Raw genomic sequence first — 24,329 nt, 5'->3', positions numbered from 1 at the left:
TGGCCTCAGGGCTTCATAGGCTTCACTGTCCCGGCTGCCAGCGCAGGTCCAGCTCGCGCGCCGCGCGCACCTCGTCGAAACGACGGTTGGGCAATCGGTAGGGCGCGCCCTTGACCATATCGGCTTCGCTCATTGATTCGCGACGGATCGTCGCCATCGCCTCGATAAAACCATCCAAATCCTCGCGCGCCTCGGTCTCCGTCGGCTCGATCAGCAGGCACTCGGGTACCAGCAAAGGGAAATAGGTAGTCGGCGCATGGAAGCCGTAATCGAGCAGACGCTTGGCGTAATCCATCGCCGTCACGCCAGTTTCCTTGGCCTCACGCTTGAGCGTGACCACGAATTCATGCGTTGCCCGGCGTCGCGGATAGGCCAGTGTGAAGCCCGCGTCGCGTAACCGGACGGCGAGGTAGTTGGCATTCAGGGTGGCGTACTCGGCCACGCGCTGCATGCCCTCGTGTCCCAGCATGCGCATGTAAGCATAAGCGCGCAGCAGAACGCCGACATTGCCCATGAAGGCAGACAGCCGGCCGATGCTCTGCGGCATATCGTGTTCGGTCAGCAATCTGTATCCCGCCTCCTCACGCGCCACCACAGGCACCGGCATGAAAGGCAGCAAACGTTCGCCGACGCCGACCGCGCCAGCGCCTGGACCGCCGCCGCCATGTGGGGTGGAAAAGGTCTTGTGCAGATTCATGTGGATGACATCAAAGCCCATGTCGCCGGGGCGCACCTTGCCGAGAATGGCGTTGAGATTGGCGCCGTCGTAGTACAGCAGACCGCCCGCCTCGTGCACGATCGCAGCAATCTCGTGGATGCGGCGCTCAAACACGCCCAGCGTCGAAGGATTGGTCAACATGATGCCCGCAGTCTGTGGACCGACGGCGGCGCGCAGAGCCGCCATGTCGACGTCGCCCTCGGCGTCGGTCGGAATTTCACGCACGCCGTAACCGCACATGGTCGCAGTCGCCGGGTTGGTGCCGTGCGCGGCGTCAGGCACCAGGATCTCGGTCCGCGCGCTGTCACCGCGAGCCTCGTGATACGCACGGATCATCGCCACGCCGGCGAATTCGCCCTGCGCACCCGCCATCGGCGTCAACGAGACGCCGCGCATGCCGGTCACGCCCTTGAGCATCTCCTGCAGTTCGTGGAGACAGCTCAGCATGCCTTGCGCGTAGGCGTCAGGAGTATGCGGATGCAGGCCGAGAAAACCGTCGAGCATCGCCGCGGCGTTCGAGCCCCGCGGGTTGTACTTCATGGTGCACGACCCCAACGGATAGAAGTGCGTGTCGATGGAGAAGTTCTTCTGCGACAACCGGGTGTAATGACGCACCGCCTGCAACTCGGACACTTCGGGCAACCCCGTGGCGCTGCCGCGCCGGAAACGTTCTGGCAGACTTGCCGTAACGGCGGCCTGCAACGGTGCCTGAGCAGCGGCACGACGGCCCGGACGGGCGTGTTCGAAGATCAGCATGGGTGACACACTCTCAAAATGAATGGAATAACGCCGCCGGTACGGCTGGACGCACGCCGGCGGCGCAGCTTCAAGCCAGGGCCGCCAGGGCAGCTTCGTAATCGGGTTCGTCGGCGATCTCGGATACCATTTGGGTGTAAACCACCTGGTCGTTCTCATCAAGTACGACCACTGCGCGCGCGGTGATGCCTGCCAGCGGACCGTCCTCGATCAACACACCGTAGTCCTTGGCGAAGGCGCGAGTACGCATCAGCGACAGCGAGATCACATTGGACAAGCCTGCGTCATCACAGAAGCGCTTTTGCGCGAACGGCAGGTCGGCGGAGACCATCAGCATCACCACACCGTCACGCCCCTTGGCGAACTCGTTGAATTTGCGTGTAGACAGTGCGCAGGTCGGTGTATCCAGACTCGGCACGATATTGAGCAGTTTTTTCTTGCCGGCATAGCTGGCCAGATTGACGTCGTTCAGATCGCCGTCCACGAGATGGAAATCCGGCGCTGACGCACCGATCTTGGGTAGCTCGCCGTGAGTATGGATCGGATTGCCTTGCAGGGTGATCGTGGCCATCTGCTTCTCCTTCGGTTGTGGTCAGCCCTTGAGGGCACGCTTGAGACTGTCGATATAACGGTCAATATCTTCCGGTATTTTGGTTTCGGTAGCACAGACCAATAGCGCGTTGTCCAGTGAGGAATCGATTTTACCGAGATCGTAACCCGCCTGAATCCCATCTGCGGCCATAGCCGCCAGTACGTCGGCCGCTGGGCGCGGCAGGCGCAGGGCAACTTCGTGGAAATAATCGCCGGTAAACACGGGGCGGACCCCCAAAGCATCCGCGCGATCAACCAGCGCATGGGTGTTCGCGTAGCTGCTCCCGGCCGCGCGCGCCAGCCCTTCTGGACCGAGAATCGCCATGTGAATGGTCGAGGCCGTCACCACCAGACCTTGATTGGTGCAAATATTGGAGGTCGCCTTGGAGCGGCGGATGTGCTGCTCGCGTGCCTGCAGCGTGAGCACGAAACCGGGCTTGCCGTCGGCATCTACCGCGCGACCGACAATACGCCCAGGCATCTGCCGCACGTGCTGTTTACGGGCACACATAAAACCATAGTACGGACCACCGTAGGACAATGGGGCACCGAGAGGCTGACCATCACCGACGACGATGTCGACACCGGCCGCGCCCCACTCGCCCGGCGGTTTGAGCAGCGCCAAGGTGAGCGGATTGACGGCCGCGATCAGGATCACATCGTGCTGCGCGGCCCAGTCGGTCAGTGCATCGACCTCCTCGAGCACGCCGAAGAAATTCGGCTGCGGCACGACCAGGGCGGTCACCGCGCCCTGTCCTTCATAGGCTGCGAGCGTCGAGACGTCTATACGGCCGCTGACCGGATCGCAGGGCAGATCGACCAGCTGGATACCCTGGTTGTGCACGATATTATGCGTCGTGGCGCGCCATGCGGGATTGAGGCTGGTGGGGACCAGCACGCGACGCGTAGTTGCGCGTCGGTTGAGACGCACCGCCATGAGCACTGCCTCGGCCAACGCGGAGGCACCGTCGTACAGCGACGCGTTAGACACCGCCATGCCGGTCAGCCCGGTCATCATGGTCTGGTATTCGTAAATCAGTTGCAGCGTGCCCTGCGAGGCCTCGGCCTGATAGGGTGTGTAGGCGCTGTAGAACTCGCCGCGGGTGGCGATTTCCCAGACCGCCGCCGGGATGTGGTGCTCATAGGCACCCGCGCCGATGAAATTGAGCATCGCGCGGTCCTGACTCGCTCGCTCGCGCATCAGCCGCAGGGTTTCCATCTCGGACAGTGCCGGCGGCACACCATCCAAGCCCTTGGCGCGCAACGCTGTGGGAATTTCGTCGAACAGATCTTCGATATCGGCCACGCCAATGGCTGCGAGCATGTCGCGGACATCGGCGTCGGTATGTGGAATAAACGGCATTAGTGTGTTGTCCTCGACGGGGCCTTAGCCCTCGGCTTCCACAAAAGCGGTATAGGCATCCGCATCCATCAGTTCGGCCAGATCGCCTACCGCATTCAGGCGCAGACGAAAAATCCAACCATCACCGTAGGCATCCTGGTTGATCAGCTCAGGACTATCCGCGAGCGCTTCGTTACCTTCCAGTACCTCGCCGGCCAACGGTGCATACACATCGGAAGCGGCCTTGACCGATTCCACCACGGCACAGGCATCGCCCGCATGGACCTGTCGGCCAGCCTCGGGTGGCTCGACGAAGACCAGATCGCCCAGTAGTTCCTGCGCATGATCGGTGATGCCGACGGTGCAGCTGCCATCACCATTGTCGCGCACCCATTCATGACTCCGAGTGAATTTCAGTTCCGCCATCTGCTGACTCATTGCGATTGTCTCCCGAGACTGTTTTGCATGAATTGTTAATGTCTATTCCAGCCGCATTTCGGCTAGAGACAGCTCTGCCCATTGCGCACGAAAGGCGGTTTAACTACACGTGCCTTCAGGCGCTTGCCGCGAATTTCGACCTCGCAGGTCTCCTCCGTCCCCGCGGGCACCCGCGCCAGCGCGATCGCCATACCCAAGGTAGGTGAAAAAGTGCCACTGGTGGTTTCGCCCTCGCCAGATCCCTCGACGATCACGCGCTGATGACCGCGCAGCACGCCGCGATCCTCCAGCACCAAGCCCACGAAGCGACGCAGGCGACCCTCGGCGCGTTGATGCTCCAGCGCCTTGCGCCCAATGAAGTCACGCGACAGAGGTTCCCAGGCGAGGGTCCATGCAAGCCCGCATTCGAGCGGCGTGATGGTTTCGTCCATGTCGGTACCATACAAATTCATGCCGGCCTCTAAACGCAGGGTATCGCGCGCGCCGAGGCCAATGGGGTGCACACCGGCCGCCAGTAGCGCGCGCCAGAATTCTGCAGCTTCCTCGTTCGGCAACATGATCTCGAAGCCGTCCTCACCGGTATAGCCGGTACGTGCCACGAATCGTTCGCCCAGCTCGACGGCCTGGAAGATGCTGAGTTCGAGGGCCCGCATACCCGCCTCGCCACCCAATACCGTGGCAGCGAGGGTGCGCGCGTTTGGTCCCTGCACGGCGAGCATCGACAGATCGTCGCGCACGGTGACGACAACCTCGAAGGCCTCGGCCTGGTGGCGTATCCACGCAAGATCTTTGTCGCGGGTGGCGGCATTCACCACCGTGCGGTAGCGGCCTTCGCCCAGGTAGTAGGTAATTAGATCATCGATCACGCCGCCATCGGCCTGCAACATACAGCTGTACAGCGCCTTGCCTGGCTGCTTGAGTCGATCGACATCGTTGGCGAGCAGGTGTCGCAGAAAATCGCGCGCGCCGGGACCGGCGAGATCCAGCACGGTCATATGGGAAACATCAAAGACGCCGGCACCGCGGCGGACCCGGTGATGCTCTTCCAACTGAGAGCCATAATGCAACGGCATGTCCCAGCCGGCAAAATCGACCATCTTGGCGCCAGCGGCGAGGTGTTCGGTGTGCAAGGCGGTACGTTGGGTCATCACTCGGGTTCCCATCAAAAAGGCGGCAGGCGACATCCACCGGATGTCGGTCGCCGCCCCTCTGTCCACGGACCTGAGAGATCAGACCCCGTGATGCGGGCCCTCCCCTTCGGTGGGCGGGTACAACCCGCCGCTCTCCAGAGTCGATATCGGCCCGCGTGTCCTTTTGCCTGAGCGTTTCCGGGCGGTTTGCGCCTTCGGCGCCCCGCGTACGGCGGGGTCTCTCCAAGCGGGCTTGTCTATCGAGCGGCCAACTATAAACGAGAGCCCGCCGGGAGAGAAGCCGCCCGGCGGGACTCACTCAATGATTGCCCAACACCGCCACGGTTTCCTGTGCCGCTTTTTTCATACGCCCCTCGACCGCATGCAAACCGGCGAGCAATTGCACGTCCTGCGACTTGCGCAAGGCTGCTGCGGTTAGATCGGACATCGCGTCGGGTCGCAATAGCATCGCGTCAGCCGGCAACACGACCTTCTGCGTCGGCTGCAGACCCTTGTGCCAGAAGGAATGACCATTGGGTGTCAGCCACTCCTCAACCGCGAGCAACAGCGCAGCGCCATCGGGCAACATGAACTGCTGCAACACCGTACCCGTACCGAAGGTCTTCTCCCCGATCAGTGGCGCATTCAGGTCGTCCTTGAGCGCGCCGGCGACAATCTCGGCGGCACTCGCTGTGCCGCCATTGATCAACACCACGACCGGCAATCCGGTCTTGGGTACATCGGGATTGACCTTGATCGGGCGCACACGCCCCCGCACGTTGCGTTCCAGCATTACGTTGCCACTCGGCACGAACTGGCTGGCCACGTCGATCGCCTCGGTGAGCAGCCCCCCCGGATCGTTGCGTAAATCCAGAATAATCCCGCGCGCGCCGGCATTGCGTGCTGCACCCAGCGCCTTGGCAAGCTGCTCTGCCGTGCCATTGCTGAAGCTGGAGATACGCACATCGGCTACCACGGTGCCCGGTAGCATGTGCCAGCTCACGGTGTGGATCGGTATCTTTGCGCGCACCAGTGTGACCATGCGCTTCTTGCCGGTAGCCGGATCCATCAGATCGAGCACCACGCGCGTACCCACTGGGCCACGAATGTGGTCAACCACTTCGCCCAGGGGCTCGCCGGTGACATCCTTGCCATCAACCTTGAGAATAATGTCACCAGGCCGTAGGTGCGCGCGTTGTGCGGGCGTGCCGTCAAGCGGCGTGACGATCATGACCTGTCGCCCCTTGAGCTGGACCTCTGCGCCGATGCCGGCAAAGTGCCCGCTGATGACCGAGTCGGCCATCTTGACCATATCAGGCGTCAGGAAGGTGCTGTGTCCGGTGTCACCCAGTGAATCGACCATGCCACTGATGGCCGCATAGGTCATGTCGGTCGGCTTGATCGAGGCGCGATCAACGTAATGCGCATCGATCAGATTCCAGGCCCGCGACATCAGCAGAAAATCTGGAACCGCCTTCCAGGGCACGACCGCTGCCGGAATGATGCCGGCGAGATACTGGCGGTCAAGCGCGATACCGGCCACCAGCCCGAAAACGAACACAAGGACGACGGTCGACAGTCGTAATCGACGAGGGGAAGATGCTGGCTTCACGGCAGTCCTCTTGATGCCTTGGATACTGCGGCCGGGCGACCGCAAAGGCGCAGCTTAACAGATCGCGCGCGCCTCAGCGGACGCCAGACCGCGCCACCGTTAGCGGCGTACCGAGCGGCTCCAGTCAAAACGTCAGACCGTACAATGCCAATCCTCAACGACCTCGTTCAGGCACTCGGTTGCACGATGCGTTGCCTCGATATCGCTCATCGATTCACGATCCCGGCTGATAATAATCTCGATCAAATACGGAAAGAGCAAACGGGAAATCAATACGCGAACGGCGCCCGCAAGGGTGCCTCAAGGTTCCGTCAGCGGCTACATATCGATTGTTCACGGTGCTGACTGGGCCCAGCCGCGCCGGCGCGTCCTACCTGCCTTGGCGCAAGGCCATGACCGCCTGATTGCGCAAGGTCTTGATGGCTGCCAGCACCGTGTCTCCCAGTATCAATCCCGGCGGAAGATCCAGATAGAACAAACCGAGCCGGCGACCAGCCGCAACCAGCGGCAACACGAGGAAGCGCTCGCCACGCAACAAGCCATCGAGTTCGCTCGGCAGATAACGCTGTGCAGGCCGCTCCACCGCTGCGACCTCCTGCACCACGATATCCTTGTCCACCGACAATCCAAGGGCTATCACGTCACGCCGTTCGGCACCGCTCGGTAGGCGCAGACCAAACAAAGCCTCGGCACGATCTCCCAGCACGAGGCGCGCGGTCACGTGCCCACCTGCCGCATCGAGCAGGAACAACACCGCATGCTCGGCGCCCGCCCCGCGATACATGATCTCCAGCACGCCCTGGAGCAACTCGGCCAGATTGAATTTATCCATCAGGCTGGCGGTCACGTCATTGACCCCAGCCATCAGCATGCCCAAACGTTGCTCATCGCTCATCTGCAACGCCGTAGGCGCGTCGAAATCGGTCATCGCGCCCGCCTCTCCTGCATCGGCAGCTCCAGCGCTGCCGGTCGATGGCACATGCATCTTCGAGAGCGCCCAATCGGGTAGGCTGATACCGGTGCCGGCCACGAAGGCGCGAAGGCTGCTGCGCGAGGATTCGATCAACTCGTCGAGCTGACGACGCTTGAGGCCCAGTGCCGGCTGAAAACGGGTCGCCAGGCGATCCAACCGACGACTGGCATCCGCGCTCTTGGTCGACACCTCGCCACTGAGTTCGTTGGCAAATGCGCACACCACACGCAGGCGCTCATCCTCGGCGCCAGGCTTGGAGACCGTCCCCTCGGGTACCGGCGTGAGCGTCTGGATCATCGGGGCGGGGAAATTCCATTCCTTGAGCACCGCCTTACCGATACGCGCGTAATCAACACCCAACACCTCGCGTGCAGCACTCGATTCCGGCACTCGGCGGCGCTCCGCCGTCAGGCGGATATCCGCATACTCTTCGGGAAAATAATAAATCACCAGCAACCGGCCTACGGTGTACATCAGCGCGCAGATGAAGACCTGCTCCGGTTCCAAATTGGTGTGCTGCTCGGCCACGGCCTTGGCGATCACAGCGCTGTGCAAGGCTGCGATCAAACCCTCGACCAGATGCCTGTCAGTACCGGAATCCTTGAGATTCTCGAACAGGATCAGGCTAAGCGCGGCCATACGCACCTGCTCGAAGCCTAGGATCATGATCGCCCGGCTGATTGTACGAATATTGCCGCCAAATTGACCGTAATAGGACGAATTGGCCAGTCGCAGCAGCTTTTGTGTGGTCGCGTAATCCTGCAGGACGACATTCGCGAGCTGTCCCACGCTGCGGTTGCTCGCCTCGGCAGACAGGCGGTTAATTTCCTGGATCGCACGCGAAAATCCGGGAAAATCGGGTTTGCGCTTGATGCGTCGGAGCATGAAATCCAGACCGCTACCGCGCCCGGCCTCATGGCTCACGTCACTCAACGCGGCAAGCGCCAGACGAAATTCACCCGCGTCCGTGTAGCGGTCCTCGGGTGTCCGTGCGGTGGCGCGCAGCACCAACTGGTCAAGCCTGGGATCCCCCTGACCGGCAACCCGAGAGGGTGGATCGAGACGACGCTGTACGATGTTGCGGCGGATCGCCTCGGGCGAATCGCCGGTAAAGGCGCGCTTGCCAGTCAACAACTCGTAAAACAAAACCCCGAGCGCGAACACATCCGAGCGCGTATCCACCGTGCCGCCCGTAACCTGCTCCGGCGAGAGATAAGGCACAGAACCCCATTGCAGATTGGTATCGGTGACCGCAGTCGCTGCCATCGCGATACCAAAATCGGTGACGCGTGCCCGACCATCGCCACCGATCAGCACATTGGAAGGCTTGATGTCGCGGTGAAGTATCTCTGCAGCATGGGCCGCTTCCACCCCGGCAAGCACATCGAGCATGAAGCCGGGCGCCTCATCGGCACACGACGGGCCGCTGCGCAGACGCTCGGCGAGAGAAGCACCCTCGACATACTCGAAGATCAGGAATACACCTTCCGGGTACACCCCCGCCTCGAACAGCGGCACGATGTTCGGGTGCTTGAGGCCCCCCACGATACGGGCCTCGCGCATCAGCCATTCGCCTGCGCGAGCATCGCCCAGTGCATTGGAGAGCACGGTCTTGATGGCGACCAGCCGTTCGAGGCGCGGATCATAAGCCTGGTAGACGGCGCCTTGCGCACCTTTGCCCAGGATCCCCCGCACCTCGAACCGATCAATATTGGAAGGTTGCTTCACCGATCCCACACGATTCCTGCCCTGATACACCATCATCGGGATTGTTTCGAGCCGAGGGGCTGCCTACCCCATCCGATGACGCATTCACTTGGTTATGCGCCTAATTCAGCCTCTCGTCGCCGGCCTGAGCCACGCGGTTACGCCCAGCGCGCTTGGCCTCGTAAAGCGCCCCGTCTGCCTGACTGAGGGCACGATCAATGGTCCCGGCATCCCCATCAACGACTGCTACGCCGATGCTCACGGTCAGAGTAATCGGTCCCCCTGGCGTTACTACCGATGCGGCGGCTACGGCCTCACGCAGGCGTTCTGCAGCCTCGATCCCAGCCTCGAGCGCCACTTCAGGCAGCAGGATGGCGAACTCCTCGCCACCGATACGCGCCGGGATATCATATTCGCGCAGGCAAGCGCTGATCGCGCGAACGACCGAGTTTAGCGCGTTATCGCCCACCGCGTGACCGAAACGGTCGTTGATCTGTTTGAATTCGTCGACATCCAGCAACAACAGACACAGTGGCGCGTGCTTACGCCGAGCCCGCCTGATTTCACGTTCGGCCAGCTCAAAGAAACTGCGACGGTTATGCAGACCCGTCAACGCATCCGTACTGGCGAGTCGCTGCAATTCGCGCTCGATACGCTTGCGCTCGCTGATATCCACCAACCCGACGAAATACACAGTTTCGCCATCGAATTCGGTACGCACCGCCGTCAACAAGGTTTCAATCGGCTTGCCGTCGTTCGTGCGTAGATGCACGTCCGCGCCCTCGACCAGTCCCTGTGTACGCAGCCGGGTAATAACGTCCTCACGCTCGCGCAGATCGACGTAAAAATCCGGCGTGCGTAGATTCGCGGCCTGACCGGCCTCGACACGCAGCAGCAAGGAAGCCGCGCGGTTAAGGCGCAGAATCGCACCGTCTCGATCTCGGGTCAGCACCAGCGGCACCGGCGCGACATCGAACAAATGCTGCAGATTGTCCTCGCTCGCTCGCAAACGATCCTCAATGAGCTTGCGATCAGCGATTTCCTGCCGCAATTCCGCATTGAGCAACTGCAATGCCTGCACAGTTGCATATTCGCTGCGCTGCCCGCGATTGATCAGACGGACAAAGAAGGTGCCCAACAGATTGCTCAGCAGCAATAGCAGGGCCGGGATAGTCAATTCAATCGAGGTTGCTTCGAATACGAGTCGGAAAATGACCAGGAAGGCCAGGCTAAACAACCAAGGGATGAGAAGCTGACCCGTGGATAGGTTGGGCAGGAAAATATAGAACACGGTGACGATCGCCAACATGCTCATCGTGTGGAAGACGATGCTACCACCGTGCAGAAACACCACGCCCAGAAAACCCGATGCCAGGATCAGCTCAAAAACGAGCATGCTGAAGACCGGCAAACTGAGCTGACGCCTGCCGTTCCGGTACGCATGGAGCGCGAGCCAAAGGCCCGAGATCAGCACTGTCAGGCGATCGGCCAGCAAGAACTGAAAAGCCCGCGAGTTGCCCAGCACCGCGTGGTCGTAGGACAGCGCGACGCAGTAAAGAATCCCGCCCAGCAAGCCGGCCGTGATCAGGCGACCGTTAAACCACCCGAGATGGGTGCGCCTGAAGTCCGCCTCTAGATGGGCATCGGCGAAACCGCCGATCAGGGTATAGACCGAGTTCGCCTCGGATGCACAGCGATCTCTATCCGGTGGATGTCCCGTGACCTGCCGCGTCATGACTGGCTGGCATTCCTTTTTACTGAGGTGCGTCGGGCAAGAAGCCCGAAACCATGACTAGAGCATATGACACACCTGCCCGGTTCGCTTGCGATCGCCTTCGCGGTGGCCTATTTGACGAAAATATCTCGCACAAAAATATGGACACCGGCGCTGCAATGATTATTATGCGGCGCGAGACACGTCCGGCAGGTCACGGGCGCAATGGAAGGCGTTTCCGTCGCTGATCAGCGGATGCCGGGAAACCCACCATCGCGCATCGCCGGCATGCGGATATCTCCGCCGCCAGACCCACCCGACGGTCGCTACTTTCCCAGCGGTCAACCGGTAGGCTGTCAAATCTATGAGCGAAAATCCTATATGGTGCGGTTACTTGGAGGCAGGTAGCAAAAGCACGCCCGTGGTGCTCGATCAGCGCCTGAACACGGGCAAGCCGGACACCATCTACCTCTTCAACCAAACGCGTAATACCTTCCTCGAATACAAGCGTGAGATCGTCGACGCCAAGCTGCGCGAGCTCGAAGAGGGCGAAACCAACGTAGGCGCGCTGAAGGCCGCATTCAATGAGGCGCGCAAGGAGTTCCGCCCCCGCACCAGTCGCGCGCAGACCATCGCTGAACGCAGTACGACAGCGGTCAAAACCGCGCCTGACGAGCCATCGGAAGATTCGCTGGTGGACGAATTCGTCACCGTCGTCGACGACCCTGACTCAGATGCAGAGGAAGACGAGGACGAAGACGAAGACGACGATTGGGACGAAGACGACGACTGAGCCAAACCCCAGCTTCAGGCGGGGCGGTAGCGCAGATCCAGCGTGGTCGGCAGATAGGGGTTGGGTTCCTCGGGCGGTGGCACGCCGACCCCCGGCGTATGACCCTCGGCCCGGAAGCGTGCGATGCGGCGTGCCTCCGCCTCGTTGGCATTCACCGGATACCCCTCGTAGTTGCGCCCGCCAGGATGGGCTACGTGGTAGGTACAACCAGCCACGGCATGTGCGTTGAAGCAATCGATTAGGTCGAACACCAGCGGCCCCTGACGCGGGATTGTCGGGTGTAACCCTGAAGGCGGCTGCCAGGCCTTGAAGCGCACGCCGGCGACGTATTCGCCGGCGGTGCCGGTCGGCGTCAAGGGCACGTGGCGACCGTTACAGACCACCCGGTAACGTCCTTCCGGCAGTCCGCTGACGCGTAGCTGCACGCGCTCGACTGACGAATCCACGTAACGCGCGGTACCCATAGCCGTGACCTCCTCGCCCAGCACATGCCAAGGCTCCAGGGCGGCGCGCAACTCCATGCCGATGCCATTCCAGTGCACCGTGCCGTAATGCGGGAAGCGAAATTCGAGGAATGGCGCAAACCACTGCAGGTCAAAGGCATAACCCCAGCGCTGCAGATCCTCGACCACCGACTGCAAGTCGGCCCATACGAAGTGTGGGAGCATGAAACGGTCGTGCAGTCCGGTGCCCCAGCGCACCGGACGATGCAGATAGGGCTGATTCCAGAAACGTGCTACCAAGACCCTGAGCAGCAGCATCTGCACCGCGCTCATGCGTGGGTGCGGCGGCATCTCGAAGCCGCGAAATTCCAGTAGGCCCAAGCGCCCAGCGGGGCCTTGCGGGGAAAACAGTTTATCGATACAAAATTCCGCGCGGTGGGTGTTGCCCGTGATATCGGTCAACAGATTGCGCAGCAAGCGGTCCACCAGCCAAGGTGCGGGGGTTTCGCCGGGCGGCAGCTGCTGCAGAGCAATCTCCAGCTCGTACAGGCTGTCGTCGCGCGCCTCATCAATGCGTGGCGCCTGACTGGTTGGGCCGATGAACAATCCCGAAAACAGATACGACAGAGCCGGATGATGCTGCCAATACACGAGCAGGCTGCGTAGCAGCTGCGGCCGGCGGAGGATCGGACTATCCGCCGGCGTCAATCCACCGAGGGTCACGTGGTTGCCACCGCCCGTCCCGGTATGACGGCCGTCGAGCATGAATTTCTCCGTGCCTAGGCGCGTCTGGAATGCCTCCTCGTAAAGCGTGGTGGTCAATTCCACCAACGCATCCCAGCTTGCGGTCGGTTGCACATTGACCTCAATCACGCCGGGGTCCGGAGTCAGCTTGAAGCGCGTCAGACGCGGGTCCTCCGGGGGCTCATACCCCTCCACGATGACTGCCTGGCCGAGCTTTGCCGCCACGTCCTCGACCGCCGTCACCAGCGCGAGGAAGTGCTCGGCATGACTGACCGGTGGTAGGAACACGCACAATCTCGATTCGCGGACCTCGACGCACAGCGCCGTATGCGCCACCGGCATCTCACCTGCCGCCCACTCATCGGCATCCACAGGTTCGGCCGCCGGTGCTTCGCCCTCACTCTCCACGCGGGCATAGCGCCGCGCCACCTCACCTATCGATACCTTCAATGCCGTGCGCGGCTCAAAGGGATCGCGCGTGGTCGGCAGCGCACGGCGTGTGGGTTCAACCCAGGGCAACGCATCCAGCGGCAGCCGGAAACCCATCGGCGAGTCGCCCGGCAGTAGATACATCGCCCCGGCGCGGAAGCGCCAGTGCGAGGAACGCCAGCGCCCCTCAGGTTCATCCCAACGCACCGGCAGAACATATCCCACAGGTTGGTGCAGGCCGCGCGAGAGCACCCGAGCAAGACGCTGGCGCGCAAGTGGATCATCCAGCTCGACGTTAAGCGGGTCGATGTTGTCTGGAAGGCACTGCTCGGCATGCAAATAGTGATAGGCATCCTCATAGCCGGCACTCACATAGCTCCCGTCAAGATCAAGACGCTCTGCCAAGTGGATGGCGAAACGCTCCGCCTGCGCGAGATCTGCCGTTCCGGCTTCCCCTTCATCAGCCAACCAACGCGGCTCACGCCATACCGGTTCACCATCGCGGCGCCAAACGCAGGTCAGCGCCCAACGCGGCAGGGGTTCGCCCGGATACCATTTGCCCTGCCCGCGGTGCAGCAAGGCGCCGGGGGCGAAACGCGCCTGCAAACGCCTGAACAAGTCGTCGGCCAAGCGGCGCTTGTCATCGCCCAAGGCTGCGGTATTCCACTGCGGATCGTCCATGTCGTCCACCGACACGAAGGTGGGCTCGCCGCCCATGGTCAAGCGCACATCGCCGCGCTCGAGGTCGGCGTCCACTGCCCGCCCTAGGTTCATCACCTCCGCCCACTGCGCTTCGGTATACGGACGCGTCACCCGAGAATCTTCATGAATTCGAGTGACTTCGTTGCGATAGGTGAATTCGGTCTTGCAGGGCTCGGTCGACCCCGTCAATGGTGCCGCGTCCTCGGGTGACGGGGTGCAGGCAAGCGGGATATGCCCCTCGCCCGCGAATAACCCGGAGGTCGGGTCCAGGCCTATCCAGCCAGCGCCAGGAACATAGACCTCGGCCCAGGCGTGCAGATCGGTGAAATCCTGTGCAGGGCCCGCAGGGCCATCCAATGCCTTGACGTCGGCCGTGAGCTGCACGAGATAACCCGACACGAAGCGCGCAGCCAAGCCAAGATGTCGCAATATCTGCACCAGCAGCCACGCCGAATCCCGGCAGGAACCACTGCGCAGATCCAACGTCTCTTCGCAGGATTGCACGCCCGGTTCCATGCGTACGAGATAGCCGATATCGCGCTGCAACCGCTGGTTAATGGCGACGAGAAAATCCGCCGTGGGAACCGCCTCGCGGGACACGCCCAACAGCCATTCGTGCAGCAAGGGACCGGACTCGGACAATTCCCGATAAGGAATCAACGCCTTGGCAAGATCGGGGGCATACTCGAACGGCCAGTGTTCAGCATAGGCCTCGAGAAAGAAATCGAAGGGATTGATCACCGTCATCTCGGCGACCAGCTCTACCGTGATTGCGAGACGCCGGGTTTTCTGCGGAAAAACCAGTCTTGCCTGGAAATTACCGAAGGGATCCTGCTGCCAATTGATGAAGTGTTCCGCCGGATCGAGCTTGAGCGAATAGCTCAAAACCGGGGTGCGCGTATGTGGCGCAGGCCGTAACCGAATCAACTGCGGCGTGAGGGCAACCAGGCGATCGTAATGGTATTCGGTATGGTGATGAATCGCGACGCGTATGGCCATCGGTTGACACTCCTTCAATCGCTGATGCGTATGGTAGCGCCGGATGGCGGTTCAGTTCTGCGCAACGGTCTCCACAGGCTTCTTGCGACTACGAGGGCGACGCGGACGTTGCTCGACGGCACCGATCTGGAAATAATTGGTGGCGATGGCCTTGTGAAGACGCGCGAGGTTGAGCTGCAAGCGATCAACAAAGGCATGCACCGCGTCGTCATCCATGCGCCCAACCCGACGTTTCTCGATCCGCAACGCCAGCGCATTAACCTCGGCGGTCAGCGCCTCACTACGCGGCAGATGCCCGATCGCCGTCGCAACCTCGCCGATCCCATGCAGGATCGAGCGCGGAAACTGCCGCTCCTTGAACAGAAACTCAAGCACTTCGCGCCGGCGTACCGGCGCCTGTACCTTCAGCCAATAGGCCTGATATGCCGAAATCGAGCGCAACAGAGAGAGCCACTGGGCATGTCGAAAGGGCTCAAGTTCCACACCCTGTATATCCGGGTGCGCCGGCGCGGTACGCACGTCGACGATGCGCGTAGTCATGTCTGCACGCTCCAGGTTACGGCCGATGCGCAGGAAGTCGTAACCCTCGTCGTGCAGCATGGCGCCTGCCAGCAGGCCAGTAACCTGTTGGCAGGCCGCAATCACCCCCACCAGTTTGTCGTAGCGGCGGCTACGTGCAAGCCCTGAAGGCAGCTCTGCCTTGGCTTGCAGATACAAGTCGTTGATCCGCTCCCAACCTTCACGTGGCAGGGCATCGCGGATGGTACGGGCATTTTCGCGCGCGGAATGCAGCGAACTCAGCAGCGACCCCGGATTTTTTTCGTCCGCGACCAGAAAACGCACCACGTTGCGTTCCGATGTTTCGCTCAAATGTTCGGCAAACAGCTCGGCATTACCGGTGATGTCGATCAACGGCTGCCATCCCAGCGGTACCCGTCTTGGCAGATCCAGCAACAACAGCGTATTGACGTTGACCAACCGCGCGGTATTCTCGCCGCGCTCCAGATAACGCCCCAACCAGTAAATCCGTTCGGCAACCCGCGACAGCATGCTCAGCTTCCCTCCGTGTCGACGATCCAGGTGTCTTTGCTACCACCGCCCTGGGAGGAATTCACCACGATCGATCCCTTACGCAAGGCCACTCGTGTGAGGCCACCGGTCGTCACGTAGGTCTTCTTGCCAGAGAGGATAAACGGCCTCAGGTCGAGATGTCGCGGCTCGACATGGTTGTCGATCAGGGTCGGAGCGGTCGACAACGTCAACATCGGTTGAGCCATGTAGTTGCGCGGATGCCGGCGGATCAAATCGGCGAAGGCCTCGCGCTCCTTACGGCTGGCGGCCGGGCCCACCAACATCCCGTAGCCCCCGGATTCGTTGGCTGGCTTGACCACCAGCTTGTCGAGATTATCGAGCACATAATCGCGCTCGGTCTTGTTCACGCACAGGTAAGAGGGCACGTTGGGCAGAATCGGATCCTCATCCAAATAGTAACGAATGATTTCCGGCACATAGGTGTAAATCACCTTGTCATCGGCCACGCCGGAGCCCGGGGCGTTGGCAAGCGCCACCTTACCCTTGCGCCAGGCACGCATCAGGCCCGGCACGCCGAGCTGTGAATCCGCGCGAAACACCTCGGGATCGAGAAATTGATCGTCGATGCGGCGGTAGATCACATCCACCCGCGACAAACCCTCAATGGTACGCATGTAAACGCAGTCGTCCTCTCCCACCAGCAGATCCGAACCTTCGACCAGTTCGGCCCCCATCTGCTGCGCCAGATAGGCATGCTCAAAATAGGCAGAGTTGAATATCCCTGGGGTGAGCACCACCACCTCCGGCCGTTTGGCGCGGCGGCGCGAAAGCGCCGCGAGACAGTCGTATAGCTGGGCGGGATAGTCGTCCACCGGTAGAATGCTGTAGTCCTCGAACAACTCCGGGAAGACGCGCTTCATCACCTGCCGGTTCTCCAGCATGTAGGAAACGCCGGAAGGTACGCGCAGATTGTCCTCCAACACGTAAACCGTACCGTCCTTGTCACGCACGAGATCCGAACCGCAGACATGTGCCCAGACGCCGTGCGGCGGATTAATACCGACGCACTGGGGGCGGAAGTCACGCGAGTTGGCAATCAGCTCCCGCGGCACAATCCCGTCCTTGAGGATGCGCTGGCGGTGATAAAGATCATCTATAAACAGGTTCAGGGCCTGCACCCGCTGTTTGAGACCCCGTTCGACCGGCTCCCATTCGGAGCGCGCGATGACACGCGGGACGACATCGAACGGCCAGGCACGGTCGATCGACCCATCCTCCTCCGAATACACGGTAAAGGTGATGCCCATCGTACGTATCGCCAACTCGGCCGCAGTGCGATGTTCGACCAGCTCTCGATCGTCAAGCCCCTCAAGAAACCGGCAAAGCGCAGCGGCCGCATCACGTGGGTTACCCGGCGCCTCGATCAGCTCGTCGTAAAACCCCTCGGCCATGTAACGCTGCCAGTCAATCGCCATGCACAAGCTCCCTGTGAGATGATGCGCCAGCGACTTGAATCGGGCGTATCCTTCCGCAATATTTCGCCGTATTCGGCACCTGTTTTGGGTCTGGCCAAGCTTGTATGACGGTCAAAATGATCCGATCAGGCATCATGCGCACCATTGCGGTGCACTAAATGTGCTGCCGAGCGAGATTCTGCAGCATCGCCGACCTCCATTGTCAACAGAGCACCTGCCATGACGTACTGCCTCGCGATCAAGGTCAATTCCGGGTTAGTCCTCGCCTCCGACAGCCGTACCAATGCCGGCATGGACCATATCAACACCTACTCCAAAATGTATGCATTCGACATGCCAGGCGAGCGGTGCTTCGTGATGCTCAGCGCTGGTAATTTGGCCACCACACAGGCGGTGATCAATCTCGTCGAGCGCGATCTCGAACAAAATGCGCCTACCAGCCTAAACACCGTAGCACATCTGTTCGAGGCCGCCGACTACATCGGCAACCTCAGTTGCGAGGTACAGCGCCAGCACTCTGGCGGGACGCTGCGCAGCGGCGTCAACCTGGAAACCACCTTCATCCTGGGCGGGCAGATCGGTGAGCAGCCGCAGGAACTCCTGCTGATTTACCCAGAAGGCAATTACATCGCCGCACCGCCCTCCAAACCTTATCTGCAGATTGGCGAGATCAAGTACGGCAAGCCGATTCTCGACCGCGTAGTGCGCCCGGAGACTAGCTTGGGCGACGCCGCACGCTGCGCCTTGGTCTCACTCGATTCGACCATGCGTAGCAATGTCTCCGTGGGCGCCCCCTACGAATTGGCAATCTACGAAGCCGGTCGCCTGCATCTGGAGCACCGGATGCTGCTCGATATCGACGACCCACTGTACGTCGATATACAGCAAATCTGGAACAAGGCCCTCATCGACGGCATCAATGCCTTGCCGCAATTCGATTGGGAAGCCGCACTGCGACCGCCGTCAGCTGGCTGAATCAGCGATCACACGGTGGACTAGGCGCATTTTCTCCACCGCCAGACCTGTGAGCGTGAAGGGATAGGCATCTGGTTGCCCCATGCTGCGATTCAGTGCATTAAGCGCCTGAGTCAGCTGGTGCCAATCGGCCAGCAGATCGTCCATATCGGCCGTCCCGTCGCGCGTTGACTCCAGCGCGCGTATCCGGCTGCCGTGGACCGCCAGCTCGTAATCACGAGCCATCTCCAGAGTGTCGACCAGATGTAGGTAATGCGCCCACGTCTCCGCCCAGTCTTCCCAGGGATGCGCCGCCGCATAGGCACTAACATGCCGCCGCGACCAGTTTGCGGGCGGGCCTGAGCTGTAATACCGGGCAAGGGAAGTGGCATAGTCCGCACGCTCATCCCCAAAGACCTCACGGAAGGTCCCCAGCCAGGGACCGCTTTCGACCAGGCGGTACCAATAATAGTGGCCGCTTTCGTGCCGGAAGTGCCCCAAGAGGGTACGGTATTGCTCGTTCATCGCTTCACGAACGCGCTCGCGTGTACTCGGGTCGGCCTCCGCAAGGTTGATCGTGATCGTACCGTTGAGATGCCCGGTGAAGATACGGCCGCTACCGCCATCGTCATTGAATTCCAGGCTGTCGTCGGCATCTTCAAGAAAGGCGAAGGCGAGGCCCCGCGCCGAATCTACCGTCTTGCCTGCCACGGGCAGGCCGAGCCGATCCAGCGTGTAAATCAGGCGCCGCTTCGATTTTTCAATGCGTAACCACGCTTGGCGGTTGCCCGGTTTGCCCAGGTTGGGAATCGCCTCGTTCAACCGGCATGCGCGGCAAAAAACTCCGGCATCTCCTTCTGCGATCATCCAGTTACAGACGTTTTCGACCGCGTAATGCCGACACTTGCGATAACGTCGGCCACGATGCGCCTCAATATCGGGTCGCCAAGCGCTGCCGCCGGCGGCGATCAGAGGTGCGATCAAACCGAGATCAGGCAGATAGCCGAGCGTCTTGCCACAACTCAGACAACGAGTGTTCTCGAAATACAGGCGGTTGCCGCAACTGCAGGTAAAGGTTTTCATCGCCGATCCGCCCAGGAAAGCCAGTCACGACATAACCGGAACGGCCAGCCATTGTACGAAGGCGCGCCCGTACCGGGGAAATGTCCATCCTGCCCCAGACCGACTGCGCCGGCCAGTGCCGGTGCAGTCGTACACCTCATGCTCGGCGTTGTCGTGCTCGCGGCGAACCGGGTTTTCCAGTGGTTTGCGGGCGACTACGCTCACCACGGGGATGCTGGCTATCCTGCGATGGGCGACGTCGTGCAACCACCTTATTGTTACCTGCGCCACGCTTGGCGGCCGGCTTGCCCGGGGCCCGATTCGGGTCGAAGGACGATTCCGGCTCGAAGCCATCAACGGTTGAAACAGGCAGTGGGATGCTGATCAGCCGCTGTATCGCACGGAACTGCTCCGACTCGTCGGCACAAACCAGCGACAGCGCTTCGCCCCGCTCACCGGCACGGCCGGTGCGTCCGATACGGTGCACATAATCCTCTGGGGTATCCGGCAATTCATAGTTGACCACATACGGCAGGCGATCGATGTCCAGCCCTCGCGCCGCCACATCGGTGGCAACCAACACCCGAACGGACTGTTGTTTGAAGTCCTTTAGCGCGCGCGTACGCGCGCCCTGGCTCTTATCGCCGTGAATCGCTGCAGCCGACAGGCCGTCCTTGGCTAGGCTCATGGCCAATCGGTCGGCGCCGCGCTTGGTCCGCGTAAACACCAGTACCTGGCGCCAATTGCGTGAACCGATCAGGTAGGACAGCAGCTCGCGCTTACGCGCATGGTCCACGAGATATACCGCCTGCGTCACGGCCTCGGTCGTTGCGTTGGCACGCGCAACCTCAATCATCTCCGGCTCACGCAGGAAGCGCCCGGCAAGTTGCCGAATCGGGCCGGCGAAAGTCGCGGAGAACAGCAGCGTCTGACGACGCTCGGGAACACTGCGCAGAATGCGCTCGATGGCTGGCAGGAATCCCATGTCGAGCATGCGATCCGCCTCGTCCAACACCATAATCTCGACCTTGGACAGATCGACGGTGCCGCGATCCAAGTGATCCTGCAAGCGGCCTGGCGTAGCAACCAGGATGTCAACACCGCGACGTAACGCGGAAATCTGCGGCTGGATACCGACACCGCCGAACACCGCCGCACTACGCAGCGGCAACTGGCTACCATAGACGCGCACGCTGTCCTGCACCTGAGCCGCCAGTTCGCGCGTCGGGGTCAGAATCAAGGCACGTACACGACGCGGGCCGCCCTGGGCGCCCTCAATCAAACGGTCGAGCAACGGCAGCGTAAAGGCAGCCGTCTTACCGGTGCCGGTCTGGGCTCCTGCCATCAAATCCTTGCCGCGAAGCACGGCTGGGATGGCTTGGGCCTGAATCGGGGTGGGTGTTTCATAACCCTGCTCGGTGACGGCACGCAAAACGGCGGCCGACAGGCCGAGGTCTGAAAATGACATGAAGAACTCCTTGAAGGGACAAAATCGCCAAGGCATGGCCGCGTACGAAACGCCGGCACTGAATTACGAATAATCGGGGAATGGCCCTGGCAGAAGGCAGACCGCGACCGGTTTGACGGTACCGGCCTAAGTCACCATACGGGCGTGATTGCTGGTACTCGCGATACGGATACAGCCCCGCATCTCGACAAACATCGTAATTGTAACATGAAAGCCAGCAGGCCGCCGTTTTCAATCAGGCCGGATCGCAAACTCCCAAAAGCAGCTGATTTGACGCATAATTCAACCTACTATTCCAATCAACCATCAGCAGTTCGTGGTTGATTGGAATAAATAATGCCGCAATCGAGCCGACACAAAAAAGCGATGCCGACGCCCGTCAAAATCACATCGATCATCATACTACTGGCATGGCTGTTTTGCGGCTTGCCGGCCTGGGCAGCGGCAGGGCAACAACCAAGCGTGGCATTCTTCTATGGCCCCCACCCGCCAGTTGATGTCCTGCAATCTTTCGACTGGGTCGTGGTTCAGCCCTATTCTGATGTCGATCCACGCCAGGCAGACACCGCCCATACACGCTATTTCGCCTACGTCTCGCTCGGTGAAATGGGCAAAGCATCGCCCCTAGCGGCATCACTACCGGCCAGTTGTCACCTGGGGACCGATGCCCCTTGGAATAGCTGGGTTGTCGATCAGGCCAGCACTATATGCCGGCAGTTCTATTTGGACCGGGTCATCAAGCCTTTGCTCGCACGCGGTTTCAACGGGTTCTTCCTGGACACGCTCGACAGCTATCGACTAACGCTCAAGCAATCAGACGCCCAGGCAGCATACCGCAGTGGCCTCGTCGCGCTGATCCGTGACATACGACGTCTCGACCCCCGCGCGACCTTTATCCTCAACCGCGGATTCGAACTACTGCCCGCTCTGCAAGACGTGGGCGTGGTCGGCGTGGCTGCAGAATCGCTGTACCAAGGCTGGGATCAGGCGCGGCAACGCTATGTCACCGTCAAGCCGGACGATACGAAATGGCTGCTCGGTCAGCTCCGGGCGGTGCGTAAGTCCGGCCTAGTATCCATCGCCATCGACTATCTCCCACCAAATCGGCAACAAGCGGCCGAATTGGACGCCAAGCGCATCGAAGCCGACGGCATCGTGCCCTACGTAACCAATGCGTCACTCGATATCGTCGGCACCAGCACCGTGCGGGTATTGCCACGCCGCGTCCTACTGCTGTACTCCGGCGACGAAGACGCCATGCATAACAATGCCAACTGGTATGCGGCCATGCCGCTCAATCATATGGGTTATGCCACACGATCAATCGATGTGTCGAAAACACCGCTGCCGGATGGCTTGCTCACCGGCCAAGTCGCTGGCATCGTCACATGGTTCAATACCGACGACCTGGCCAATGCGGGCAAGGTCTATGCCTGGCTGCGCCGGCAGATGGCCGCAGGCGTACCCGTCGCGCTGCTTGGACAGTTCGGTTTCCCCATGGACGCGGCGCATCTCGCCCCTTTGGGTCTGGATGTCTCGGCATCGCCGGCCGGCCTGCTCAAAGCACACATTGTGCATGCGGATGACGCCTTCGTCGGCTTCGAGGGGTCCGTGTTGCCAAGCGCGCCGAACTTCCTGCCGCTATCACTCCAACACGGACGCTCGTTGCTCGACATCTCGGTCGGTGGGCACAACGAAACCGCCGTCGCCCTGACTCCCTGGGGTGGCTATGCCCTGACGCCCTACGTAGTACGTACGCTGCCGCAAGGCAATCTGCCTGACAACATGCGCCAAAGCAGTTGGGTCCTCAATCCCTTCCGCTTCCTGGCCGCCGCCCTGCACCTGCCATCAATGCCGGTCCCTGACACCACCACGGCAAGCGGGCGTCGGCTGCTGTTCGCCCAGATCGATGGCGACGGCTTCGGCTCCAAGTCCTGGGATTATCGCTATCGGGATCAATTAGCGGGCCAGGTGATCCTCGATCAGATACTCAAGCGCTTCCGGGTGCCAACCTCCGCCTCGGTGATTGCCTCCGAGTTCAGCGACGATGGGCTATACCCCCCCAAAGAGGTGGCACGCTTGCGCCCCGTGGCCCGAAAGACATTCAAACTCCCTTGGATCGAAATCGGTTCACATACCTATTCACACCCCTTCGACTGGCCCGCACTGGAGCGCGATCCCGGCCTCTCGGCCGGCCTGCATCTGGGTAAGGACGTGCGTGACGAACGCGGCTATGTACGCACCCTCGGCCTCAAATACGGATATAACCTGCCGGTACCGGGTTATCGCTTCGACCCGCATATGGAAATATCTGGCGCGATCGACATCATCAATCGACTGCTCGCGCCTCCCGGCAAGCATGTCCGCATCATCCAATGGTCTGGCGACACCGATCCCAACGCGGAGGTGCTAGCGCTGGCATACAAGGCCGGCGTAATGAACATCAATGGGCTCAACAGCAATATCGATCACGCCCGCCCGTCACTCACCAACGTCGCCCCACTGGGCGTTTGGAAGGGCGCGCACTTCCAGGTATTCGCCCCGGACGCCAACGAAGATACCTATACCAATGGCTGGCAGCCTCCCTATTGCGGTTATCGCAAGGTTATCCAGACCTTCGAAATGACGGACCGGCCACGCCGACTAGCGCCCATCGATATTTACTACCACTTCTATTCCGGTGCTCGCACCTGCGCCCTCAACTCTCTGCAGACGGTTTATCGCTGGGCACTTGCGCAGAAAACCACACCCGTATTTCCCTCCACCTATTCCCATATCGCGCTCGGCTTCGAACAAGCTGCGATCGCCCGCGACGGCAATGGCTTCCTGATCCGCGGCTACGGTCAGGACCAGACATTGCGCATTCCGAGCGCGATGGGTTACCCCGACATAGCGACCAGCCGCAATATCGCCGGCTTCGACGATCACGGCGATATCCGCTACATCCATCTCGGCCCTGGCGACAATGCCCGACTCGTCCTAACGCAGCACCCAGCTGCAATGACATACCTGCAGAGCGCCAATGGCTTGATCCAGAGCCTCGGCAGCAACCCCGACGGCATGCGGATCATGCTGGCCGCCACAGCGACCCCGCTTTCCTTCACGCTAGCGAATGCCGCCCGATGCAAGGTCACCGCCGACGGACGCCCGATTCACGGGCAAACGCAGCAGCACCTCACTCACTACCGCATCAAACAGTCCCGTGCCAAGATCGCCTTCGCCTGCCCTCGCCGCTAGGGAGCGGCTG

16 protein-coding genes and 1 riboswitch are annotated in these 24,329 nt (G+C 61.1%); of the genes, 3 read left to right on the top strand and 13 right to left on the bottom strand.

Annotated features, from left to right (window positions below; genetic code table 11):
- Nucleotides 1–22 precede the first annotated feature (22 nt).
- From gcvPB to BI364_RS03260, 8 genes are all read right to left on the bottom strand, one after another.
- Nucleotides 23–1,474, bottom strand: a complete 1,452-nt coding sequence (gcvPB, locus tag BI364_RS03295; protein ID WP_070077544.1) for an aminomethyl-transferring glycine dehydrogenase subunit GcvPB — start codon at nt 1,472–1,474, stop codon at nt 23–25.
- A 70-nt stretch (nt 1,475–1,544) separates the two neighbouring features.
- Nucleotides 1,545–2,045 carry a thiol peroxidase gene (gene tpx / locus BI364_RS03290; RefSeq protein ID WP_070077543.1) on the bottom strand — a complete coding sequence of 167 codons (501 nt, stop codon included), beginning with the start codon at nt 2,043–2,045 and terminating at the stop codon, nt 1,545–1,547.
- A 21-nt stretch (nt 2,046–2,066) separates the two neighbouring features.
- Complete coding sequence (gcvPA, locus tag BI364_RS03285; protein WP_070077542.1) at nt 2,067–3,428, bottom strand: aminomethyl-transferring glycine dehydrogenase subunit GcvPA; 1,362 nt, start codon at nt 3,426–3,428, stop codon at nt 2,067–2,069.
- Between the two features lie 24 nt (nt 3,429–3,452).
- Complete coding sequence (gene gcvH / locus BI364_RS03280; RefSeq protein ID WP_070077541.1) at nt 3,453–3,845, bottom strand: glycine cleavage system protein GcvH; 393 nt, start codon at nt 3,843–3,845, stop codon at nt 3,453–3,455.
- A 62-nt stretch (nt 3,846–3,907) separates the two neighbouring features.
- Nucleotides 3,908–4,993: a glycine cleavage system aminomethyltransferase GcvT gene (gene gcvT / locus BI364_RS03275; protein WP_070079854.1), complete on the bottom strand. Its 1,086-nt coding sequence runs from the start codon at nt 4,991–4,993 to the stop codon at nt 3,908–3,910.
- A gap of 148 nt (nt 4,994–5,141) precedes the next feature.
- A riboswitch (glycine riboswitch) is annotated at nt 5,142–5,232 on the bottom strand.
- A gap of 62 nt (nt 5,233–5,294) precedes the next feature.
- Nucleotides 5,295–6,587, bottom strand: a complete 1,293-nt coding sequence (locus tag BI364_RS03270) for a S41 family peptidase (RefSeq protein WP_156782604.1) — start codon at nt 6,585–6,587, stop codon at nt 5,295–5,297.
- Between the two features lie 370 nt (nt 6,588–6,957).
- Nucleotides 6,958–9,288 (bottom strand): serine/threonine protein kinase, encoded by a 2,331-nt coding sequence (locus BI364_RS03265; protein WP_197495833.1) that lies wholly within the window; start codon nt 9,286–9,288, stop codon nt 6,958–6,960.
- A 100-nt stretch (nt 9,289–9,388) separates the two neighbouring features.
- A complete protein-coding gene (locus BI364_RS03260; RefSeq protein WP_070077539.1) occupies nt 9,389–11,002 on the bottom strand; it encodes a GGDEF domain-containing protein in 1,614 nt (537 codons plus the stop codon).
- Between the two features lie 343 nt (nt 11,003–11,345).
- On the opposite strand from BI364_RS03260, the gene BI364_RS03255 reads away from it, so the two are divergent.
- Complete coding sequence (locus BI364_RS03255; protein ID WP_070077538.1) at nt 11,346–11,774, top strand: hypothetical protein; 429 nt, start codon at nt 11,346–11,348, stop codon at nt 11,772–11,774.
- 14 nt (nt 11,775–11,788) lie between these two features.
- On the opposite strand, the gene BI364_RS03250 is transcribed toward BI364_RS03255, so the two are convergent.
- The 3 genes from BI364_RS03250 to BI364_RS03240 are packed head-to-tail and all read right to left on the bottom strand — an operon-like array spanning nt 11,789 to nt 17,598.
- A complete protein-coding gene (locus BI364_RS03250; RefSeq protein ID WP_070077537.1) occupies nt 11,789–15,091 on the bottom strand; it encodes a transglutaminase family protein in 3,303 nt (1,100 codons plus the stop codon).
- Between the two features lie 51 nt (nt 15,092–15,142).
- Nucleotides 15,143–16,141, bottom strand: a complete 999-nt coding sequence (locus BI364_RS03245) for an alpha-E domain-containing protein (protein ID WP_070077536.1) — start codon at nt 16,139–16,141, stop codon at nt 15,143–15,145.
- Nucleotides 16,142–16,143: 2 nt separating this feature from the next.
- Nucleotides 16,144–17,598 (bottom strand): circularly permuted type 2 ATP-grasp protein, encoded by a 1,455-nt coding sequence (locus BI364_RS03240; RefSeq protein WP_070077535.1) that lies wholly within the window; start codon nt 17,596–17,598, stop codon nt 16,144–16,146.
- 219 nt (nt 17,599–17,817) lie between these two features.
- Here BI364_RS03240 and BI364_RS03235 point away from each other — a divergent pair, with 219 nt between their 5' ends.
- The gene (locus BI364_RS03235; protein WP_070077534.1) at nt 17,818–18,573 is read left to right on the top strand and encodes a peptidase; all 756 of its coding nucleotides are present in this window, start codon (nt 17,818–17,820) and stop codon (nt 18,571–18,573) included.
- Here the strand turns inward: BI364_RS03235 and BI364_RS03230 are convergent.
- Both BI364_RS03230 and BI364_RS03225 read right to left on the bottom strand, forming a co-directional pair.
- Entirely contained in the window at nt 18,562–19,635 is a 1,074-nt protein-coding gene (locus BI364_RS03230) for a zinc-binding metallopeptidase family protein (protein WP_070077533.1), read from the bottom strand. The genes BI364_RS03235 and BI364_RS03230 overlap by 12 nt on opposite strands.
- Nucleotides 19,636–19,771: 136 nt before the next feature.
- Nucleotides 19,772–21,082: a DEAD/DEAH box helicase gene (locus tag BI364_RS03225; RefSeq protein ID WP_070079852.1), complete on the bottom strand. Its 1,311-nt coding sequence runs from the start codon at nt 21,080–21,082 to the stop codon at nt 19,772–19,774.
- 336 nt (nt 21,083–21,418) lie between these two features.
- Between BI364_RS03225 and BI364_RS03220 the strand changes: the two genes are divergently transcribed.
- Nucleotides 21,419–24,319, top strand: a complete 2,901-nt coding sequence (locus tag BI364_RS03220; RefSeq protein ID WP_070077532.1) for a bifunctional glycoside hydrolase 114/ polysaccharide deacetylase family protein — start codon at nt 21,419–21,421, stop codon at nt 24,317–24,319.
- Nucleotides 24,320–24,329 lie beyond the last annotated feature (10 nt).

Origin of the sequence: Acidihalobacter yilgarnensis (genome assembly GCF_001753245.1) — a bacterium.
Lineage (GTDB): Bacteria > Pseudomonadota > Gammaproteobacteria > DSM-5130 > Acidihalobacteraceae > Acidihalobacter > Acidihalobacter yilgarnensis.
This window is presented reverse-complemented; position numbering and strand designations above follow the sequence as displayed.

Coding starts and splice junctions, on each gene's coding strand:
- BI364_RS03235 (WP_070077534.1), top strand. CDS start 17,818: ATGACGTACTGCCTCGCGATCAAGGTCAATTCCGGGTTAGTCCTCGCC.
- BI364_RS03240 (WP_070077535.1), bottom strand. CDS start 17,598: ATGGCGATTGACTGGCAGCGTTACATGGCCGAGGGGTTTTACGACGAG.
- BI364_RS03255 (WP_070077538.1), top strand. CDS start 11,346: ATGAGCGAAAATCCTATATGGTGCGGTTACTTGGAGGCAGGTAGCAAA.
- gcvT (WP_070079854.1), bottom strand. CDS start 4,993: ATGACCCAACGTACCGCCTTGCACACCGAACACCTCGCCGCTGGCGCC.
- BI364_RS03220 (WP_070077532.1), top strand. CDS start 21,419: ATGCCGCAATCGAGCCGACACAAAAAAGCGATGCCGACGCCCGTCAAA.
- BI364_RS03245 (WP_070077536.1), bottom strand. CDS start 16,141: ATGCTGTCGCGGGTTGCCGAACGGATTTACTGGTTGGGGCGTTATCTG.
- gcvPB (WP_070077544.1), bottom strand. CDS start 1,474: ATGCTGATCTTCGAACACGCCCGTCCGGGCCGTCGTGCCGCTGCTCAG.
- BI364_RS03250 (WP_070077537.1), bottom strand. CDS start 15,091: ATGGCCATACGCGTCGCGATTCATCACCATACCGAATACCATTACGAT.
- BI364_RS03260 (WP_070077539.1), bottom strand. CDS start 11,002: ATGACGCGGCAGGTCACGGGACATCCACCGGATAGAGATCGCTGTGCA.
- BI364_RS03225 (WP_070079852.1), bottom strand. CDS start 21,082: ATGTCATTTTCAGACCTCGGCCTGTCGGCCGCCGTTTTGCGTGCCGTC.
- gcvPA (WP_070077542.1), bottom strand. CDS start 3,428: ATGCCGTTTATTCCACATACCGACGCCGATGTCCGCGACATGCTCGCA.
- gcvH (WP_070077541.1), bottom strand. CDS start 3,845: ATGAGTCAGCAGATGGCGGAACTGAAATTCACTCGGAGTCATGAATGG.
- tpx (WP_070077543.1), bottom strand. CDS start 2,045: ATGGCCACGATCACCCTGCAAGGCAATCCGATCCATACTCACGGCGAG.
- BI364_RS03230 (WP_070077533.1), bottom strand. CDS start 19,635: ATGAAAACCTTTACCTGCAGTTGCGGCAACCGCCTGTATTTCGAGAAC.